5 protein-coding genes and 1 tRNA gene are annotated in these 6,279 nt (G+C 60.3%); all 6 read right to left on the reverse strand.

The genetic code is table 11. From position 1 onward, the window contains the following. Window positions 1-2: 2 nt before the first annotated feature. The 6 genes from I4W09_RS10045 to I4W09_RS10070 all read right to left on the reverse strand — a co-directional run bounded on the left by I4W09_RS10045 (window position 3) and on the right by I4W09_RS10070 (window position 6,042). Window positions 3-76 (reverse strand) — tRNA-Glu (locus I4W09_RS10045). 151 nt (window positions 77-227) lie between these two features. Continuing rightward, window positions 228-1,622 carry a CCA tRNA nucleotidyltransferase gene (locus tag I4W09_RS10050; RefSeq protein WP_196034058.1) on the reverse strand — a complete coding sequence of 465 codons (1,395 nt, stop codon included), beginning with the start codon at window positions 1,620-1,622 and terminating at the stop codon, window positions 228-230. A gap of 196 nt (window positions 1,623-1,818) precedes the next feature. Next, entirely contained in the window at window positions 1,819-2,751 is a 933-nt protein-coding gene (locus I4W09_RS10055) for a 1-phosphofructokinase family hexose kinase (RefSeq protein ID WP_196034060.1), read from the reverse strand. Between the two features lie 183 nt (window positions 2,752-2,934). Further along, window positions 2,935-3,867, reverse strand: a complete 933-nt coding sequence (locus I4W09_RS10060) for a 1-phosphofructokinase family hexose kinase (protein ID WP_118388563.1) — start codon at window positions 3,865-3,867, stop codon at window positions 2,935-2,937. 74 nt (window positions 3,868-3,941) lie between these two features. Next, entirely contained in the window at window positions 3,942-5,645 is a 1,704-nt protein-coding gene (gene ptsP, locus I4W09_RS10065) for a phosphoenolpyruvate--protein phosphotransferase (RefSeq protein WP_196034062.1), read from the reverse strand. A gap of 133 nt (window positions 5,646-5,778) precedes the next feature. Further along, window positions 5,779-6,042, reverse strand: coding sequence for an HPr family phosphocarrier protein (locus I4W09_RS10070; protein WP_022094575.1), 264 nt, complete (start codon window positions 6,040-6,042; stop codon window positions 5,779-5,781). Window positions 6,043-6,279 lie beyond the last annotated feature (237 nt).

The following is a 6,279-nucleotide window of genomic DNA, read 5'->3' on the forward strand; positions in this document are numbered from 1 at the left end:
GGTAGCCCGTACCAGATTCGAACTGGTGATCTCCGCCTTGAGAGGGCGGCGTCCTAAACCGCTAGACGAACGGGCCACATGACATCTGCACTGCCGTGCTGCGAGGAAATATATTACGGGACAAAAAACGCGAGCGCAAGAAAAAATTCCAAATTGCCCAGATTTTGTCGTGAGGTTATGGAAAGCGCAGGTCAACCGGGCAGCTCATATGGAATGGAACCACCTGGCTACCCCAGGTGCAGATGAGCCAGGAGTGCTTCGCGCTCGTTGGGGATGTTATCTTCGATCACTGCATCGAGGGCGGCGTTGAGCAGCTGCCCCAGTTCCGGCCCTGGCTTGACGCCGGCGCGAATCAAGTCGCCGCCATTGAAGGCAAGCATCTTGAGCGTATAGGGCTCCCCCGCCGCCAGCAACTCGCGTGCCAGCGCGCGCATCTCCTCAATCGTCTCGACGTAATAGAAGCACGACGGTGCCTTGCCGAGCGTGTCGGCACGCTTAAGGTCCATGAGCTCGTCAATCAGACGCGGTGTGTCGATGCCCTCGCCCGAAAGTGCGCGCATCATATTGAGCAGGCAGGATCGCTCGGGACGCAGCGGCTTGTCATGGTATTTGATCAGCAGGCAAACATCGCGCACCAAATCGTGCGAGAGCGCCAGGCGATCCATGATGACACGCGCCTTCGTGGCGCCGAGCTCGGGATGACCGTAGAAGTGACCACTGCCGGCGTGATCGACCGTAAAGCAATCGGGCTTGGAGACATCGTGCAAAAACGCCGCCCACATAAGGCTCGAAGAGGGCGCAACACCATCGCACAGCGCCAGCTCCCCTGCCACCGTCAGCACGCGGGCGATATGCTCGTAGACGTTAAACGCATGATAGACACTGCGCTGGTCAAAGCCCCTACCCGCAGCAAGCTCGGGCACGGCGGCGCAGATGAGCTCGGGGTAGCGAAGCATCGCGTCTCCCCCGTGGCCGGTCGAAAGGATGCCCTCAAGCTCAATACCCACGCGCTCTCGCGCCACGGCATCGAGAAGCGGCGCACATTCGGCCAGAGCTTGTTTGGTCGCGGGTTCAATCATAAAGTCCAGACGGCAGGCAAAACGCACCGCGCGCAGCATGCGAAGCGCGTCCTCGTTAAAACGACGCTTGGGATCTCCAACGGCGCGGATGAGTTTACGATCCAGGTCGCCCTGGCCGTCATAGCGGTCGACAAGGCCGCGCTCGGGATGCCACGCCATGGCATTGACGGTAAAGTCGCGACGCGCCAGATCGTCCTCAAGCGACGCCGCACGCTCCACACTCTGGGGATGGCGACCATCGGTGTAAAAGCCGTCCAGGCGGTAGGTGGTGACCTCAATGCGCTCGCCATCGCAAATAGCCGTAATACCACCGAATTTAATGCCCGATTCAACCACGGCGATATCCGCTGCCTCGAGCGCCACTTTGGACTCCTGCCACAGGCCGCTACAACACATGTCAACATCGTGGCTGGGGCGCCCCATCAGGGCATCACGCACCCAACCGCCTACGTACCAAGCCTCAAGACCAGCCGCCTCAAGCGCGCGTAAAACGCGCAGGGAGGCATCAGTCGGCTGCGTACCGTTGAGCGAAACATTGCACATGCCTATGGCCTCCTGCACTTGCGAGCGTTAATCGATGGTTCTCAAGAAGTCTAACAAGAAACGGGAAAGCGCGCACACGCAATCGCGTCGTCGATTCGATAAAACGAGACAGCAGACGCCACATACGTTCAGCGCGCAAAAAAACACCCGCCTCGGAGATCCAAAGCGGGTGTTCGGCAACGAATATTCGATGCGGCTAGCAGACCTGACGAACTTCGATGTTCTTCTTGTATTCGTCCACCTTGGCAAAGTCGCCCAGACCCGGGCACTCGACCACGTTGGCACCGGTGGCCATCGAAAGGCGCAGGGCGTCCTCGACGCGCTCGGGGGCATCGTGCCACACGGACAGGAAGGCAGCGAGCGAGGAATCGCCGGCGCAGACGGTCGACAGCAGCTTGACCTCAAAGGTACGGTTGGCAAACCAGATATGCTCGCCGTTGGAGAAATACGCACCGGCGCCACCGAGGGTCAGCAGTACATTCTTGGCGCCCTTGGCATGGAGCTCGGCCATAGCGCCCTTGACGGACTCGTCGTCGCCACCGCTCACCTTAATGCCAAAGATGTCGAGCAGCTCGTCATCGTTGGGCTTAATGAGCAACGGCTCCATGGCAATGAGGTCGGCCAGCTGATGGCTCGAGATATCGAGCACGAACTCGGCGCCTTTCGCCTTCACGCGACGCAGGACCTCGGCCAGGAAACCCTCGGAGGTGTTGGGGGGCAGCGAGCCGCTGATAACCAGGCAGGTCATGTCGTCGAGTGAATCGATGAGCTCAAACATCTCCTGCTCGTTGGCTTCGTTAATGGCGGCACCGGCATTGACCATGTTGTACTCGGTGTCAGGACCGGCGTTGAGGAACACGTTGACACGCGTGATGCCGTCAGTCCACACGGGCTTGACGGGCACGCCAAGGGCCTCGGCGCCCTTAACGATGAACTCACCCGAGAAGCCGGCAAAGAAGCCCAGGATCGTGGTGTCGACGCCGTAGTGGTCGAGCGTAAACGAGACGTTGAGACCCTTGCCGTTGGGGGTGTAGACCGCGTTGCGGGTGCGCGTAACGGTATTGGCGGACAGGCCGTCGCAGGAGATGTTGTAGTCAATGGCGGGATTTGCAGTGAGCGTATAAATCATGAATGTTCCTTTCACGAAGCATCGTGTTAATGAAAGTATATTCCACGCTTCGGCAAAAGGCTACAACAACTCGGCGAACGGTGTGGAAGCGGTGAAGGGCGGCGCCAAGGTTCGGATGGGACAAAAAACGGCGCCCCGACCGAAGTCAGGGCGCCGCATGCGCACGAATTTGTCGCTTTTCGCTTACTTGCGGTCGAGCTTACGGACAGCAACGCGCTTGCTGTACTCGTCAACGTGACCGAAGTCGCCAATGCCCACGGACTCGGCAACATTGGCGCCGGTGGCCATAGCGAGCTTCATGGCCTCCTCGACGTTGTCGCGATCCCTGTACCACTTGTGCAGGAACGCAGCGAGGGTGCAGTCGCCGGCGCAGACGGAAGAGACCAACTTGATGTTGAACTCACGCTTGGCATACCAGATGTCCTCGCCGTTGGAGAAGTAAGCGTCGCCGCGGCTACCACGGGTGAGCAGCACGTTCTGGACGCCGGCGTCGTGGGCGAGCTTCATGGCAACGCGGACCTCGTCGTCGGTGTCGACCGGCACGCCGAAGATGGCCTTCATTTCATGATGGTTCGGCTTGATAAGCAGCGGCTTCTTGTGAGCGAGCTCCTTGAGCTTATCGGAGGACAGGTCCAGGACGACGTCGGCGCCACGGGCCTGAGCGTGCTCCATGACCTGAGCCAGGAAGTCGGGCGTAGCTTTGGGAGGCACGGAACCGGAGACGATCAGGCACTCAAGGTCGCCCGCGGTGTCCAGGATGTTGTAGAGCTCCTCCTGGTGCTGCGGCGTAATCGGGGCGCCGGGGTTAAGGATGCCGTACTCGTGCTGGCCATCGTTGACGTAGGTGTTGATACGCGTGATGCCGTCGGTCCAGACCGGGCGGCACAGGCAACCCAGGTTCATGACCTCCTCGACGATGAACTTGCCCGTGAAGCCGGCGAAGAAGCCGAGCGCGACGGTGTCGACGCCCATCTTCTTAAAGGCGAAGGACACGTCGAGACCCTTGCCGTTGGCCGTGTAGCTGGCCGAGCCGGTGCGGACGTTCTCGTCGGGCTCGAGCGGAGAGCTCGAAACCGTCATGTCGACAGCCGGATTAGCGGTTAGCGTGTAGAACATTTACAGTACCCCCTGTATATGTGAGGGCCGCGTGGCCGGCCCATTCCAACCACGCGGTTACCTCTGATACCAAATTAACGAGCTGCGGACTCGAGCAGTGCCTTGACCTCGGCGGCGGTGTTGCAGGCGAGCGCCTTCTCGGCAAGCTCGTCGCACTCGGCCTTGGTCCACTGGCTGATGGTCTTGCGGGCGCGCAGGATCGACGGAGCGCTCATCGAGAACTCCTCCAGGCCCCAGCTGATCAGCAGCGGCTCAAGCAGCGGATCGGCAGCGGCCTCGCCGCACATACCGACCATGATGCCGGCCTTCACGCCGCTCTCGATGATGTTCTTGAGCGAGCGGAGCACGGCGGGATAGTACACCTGGTACAGGTTGGAGATGGTGTCGTTGCCACGGTCGGCGCACATGGTGTAGCCGATCAGGTCGTTGGTGCCGATGGAGAAGAAGTCGGCGACCTCGGCCAGGCGGTCAGCGAGCAGCGAAGCGGCGGGCGTCTCGACCATGATGCCGACCTCGATGTTCTCGTTGAACTTGCGGCCCTCTTCGGTCAGCTCGGCCTTGCACTGCTCGACGAGCTCCTTGACGGCCACGACCTCCTCGACGCAAGTGACGAGCGGGATCATGATCTTGACGTCACCAAAGGCGCTGGCGCGCAGCAGGGCGCGGAGCTGGACCTTGTACTGGTCGGGGTTGGCGAGGCAGTAACGCACGGCGCGGAAGCCCATGAAGGGGTTGTCTTCCTTGACCATATGCAGGTACGGGATCTCCTTGTCGCCACCCACATCGAGCGTACGGATGATGACCGGAGCGCCCTTGAGCGCGCTAGCGACCTTGCGGTAGGCGTTGAACTGCTCCTCCTCGGAAGGAAGCTCAGCAGAGTCCATGAACAGGAACTCGGAGCGGAACAGACCAATAGCCTCGGCATCGTGATCGAGCGCGTTGGGCACGTCATCGGGGTTACCGATGTTGCAGGCGATGATCTTCTTGATGCCATCGGCAGTCACGGACGGCTTGCCGCGGAAGGCCTCGAGGGCTGCCTTCTCGGCAGCGAAGGCCTCGGCCTTGGCGGTGTAGGCAGCGAGCGTCTCCTCGTCGGGATCGGCCTCGACAACACCCTTGCCACCGTCGACGACGACGGTCATGCCGTTGCGAAGCGCGGTGCAGCTGTTAGAGACCGAAAGGACGGCCGGGATCTCGAGGGCGCGCGCGATGATCGCGGAGTGCGACGTGCGGCCACCGGTCTCGGTGACGATACCGGCAACGTGGGCCTTATCGATCGTGGCGGTCATGGACGGCGTAAGGTCGTGCACGACAACGACGGTGTTCTCGGGCAGGACAGAGAGGTCGACGACCTCCTTGCCCAGCAGCTCGGCCAGAATACCGGTGCGGATGTCGGCGATGTCGGCCGCGCGCAGACGGAACATCTCGTCGTCCATGGACAGGAACATGTTCTCAAACATGGTCGAGGTGTCCATGAGCGCCTGCTCGGCGCAAGTACCGCCGTCAATGGCGGCGTTGATGGCGTCGGTCATGCCCGGGTCCTGAGCCAGGACAATGTGTCCGCTCATGATCTCGGCCTCGGCCTCGCCCACCGTCTCCTTCATGTGGTCGGCCTGAGCCTGGGTCTTCTCGCAGAAGACCGAAAGAGCGGCCTGATAGCGCTCCTTCTCTGCTGCCGAATCAGCAACCTCATGCGGTTCAAACGTCAAGTCGGGATCGACGGCGACCATAACGGTGCCGATACCGATGCCCTCGGATGCGTTGACTCCCTGATACATTCCCATTCCTCTCTCCGTGTCATGTGATAAAGCGTTTTGCCATATCCATGACAAAAGAGCGCAGCTACCTTGATACAGGTCACTGCGCCCCCAAGTATGAACTTAATTGTTCAACATGCGACCCGTTTGAGTTCTACTCGCCAAGACCGCTCTTGATGAGCTCGATGGCAGCAGCCAGAGCCTCGGCCTCGTCAGCGCCGTCGCACTTGACCTCAACCTCGGTACCACAGGGGATACCAGCAGCCATGAGGGCCATCGGGGACTTGCCGTTGACCTCCTTCTCGGGGGTGACGACCGTCACGTCGCAGGCGTACTTGCCCATGGTGGAGGCGAAGAGGCCGGCCGGACGCATGTGAAGACCCTGCGGATTGACGAGGGTAGCCTTCTCAGAAACCATAATTGACTCCTTTTTTGTGTTTAACCCCTGTCGTGCATGCGGCAGGAGTCAGATTCACGACGTTGTTTATATTAACTCACATCAAACGGTTTTTCATTATGTTTCGCACGAATTGTTGGACAGATGTGTTTGTCGTCCGCTTGTTCGCCGGGCGGGGCGATTAAGTTTGCTGCTCTACAGTCCTGCGCAAGACGGAAAGCACATTAAGTGCTTTCCTTTGCGTGCGGAACTCGCGAC

Origin of the sequence: Collinsella aerofaciens, assembly GCF_015670795.1 — a bacterium.
Classification (GTDB): domain Bacteria; phylum Actinomycetota; class Coriobacteriia; order Coriobacteriales; family Coriobacteriaceae; genus Collinsella; species Collinsella aerofaciens_Q.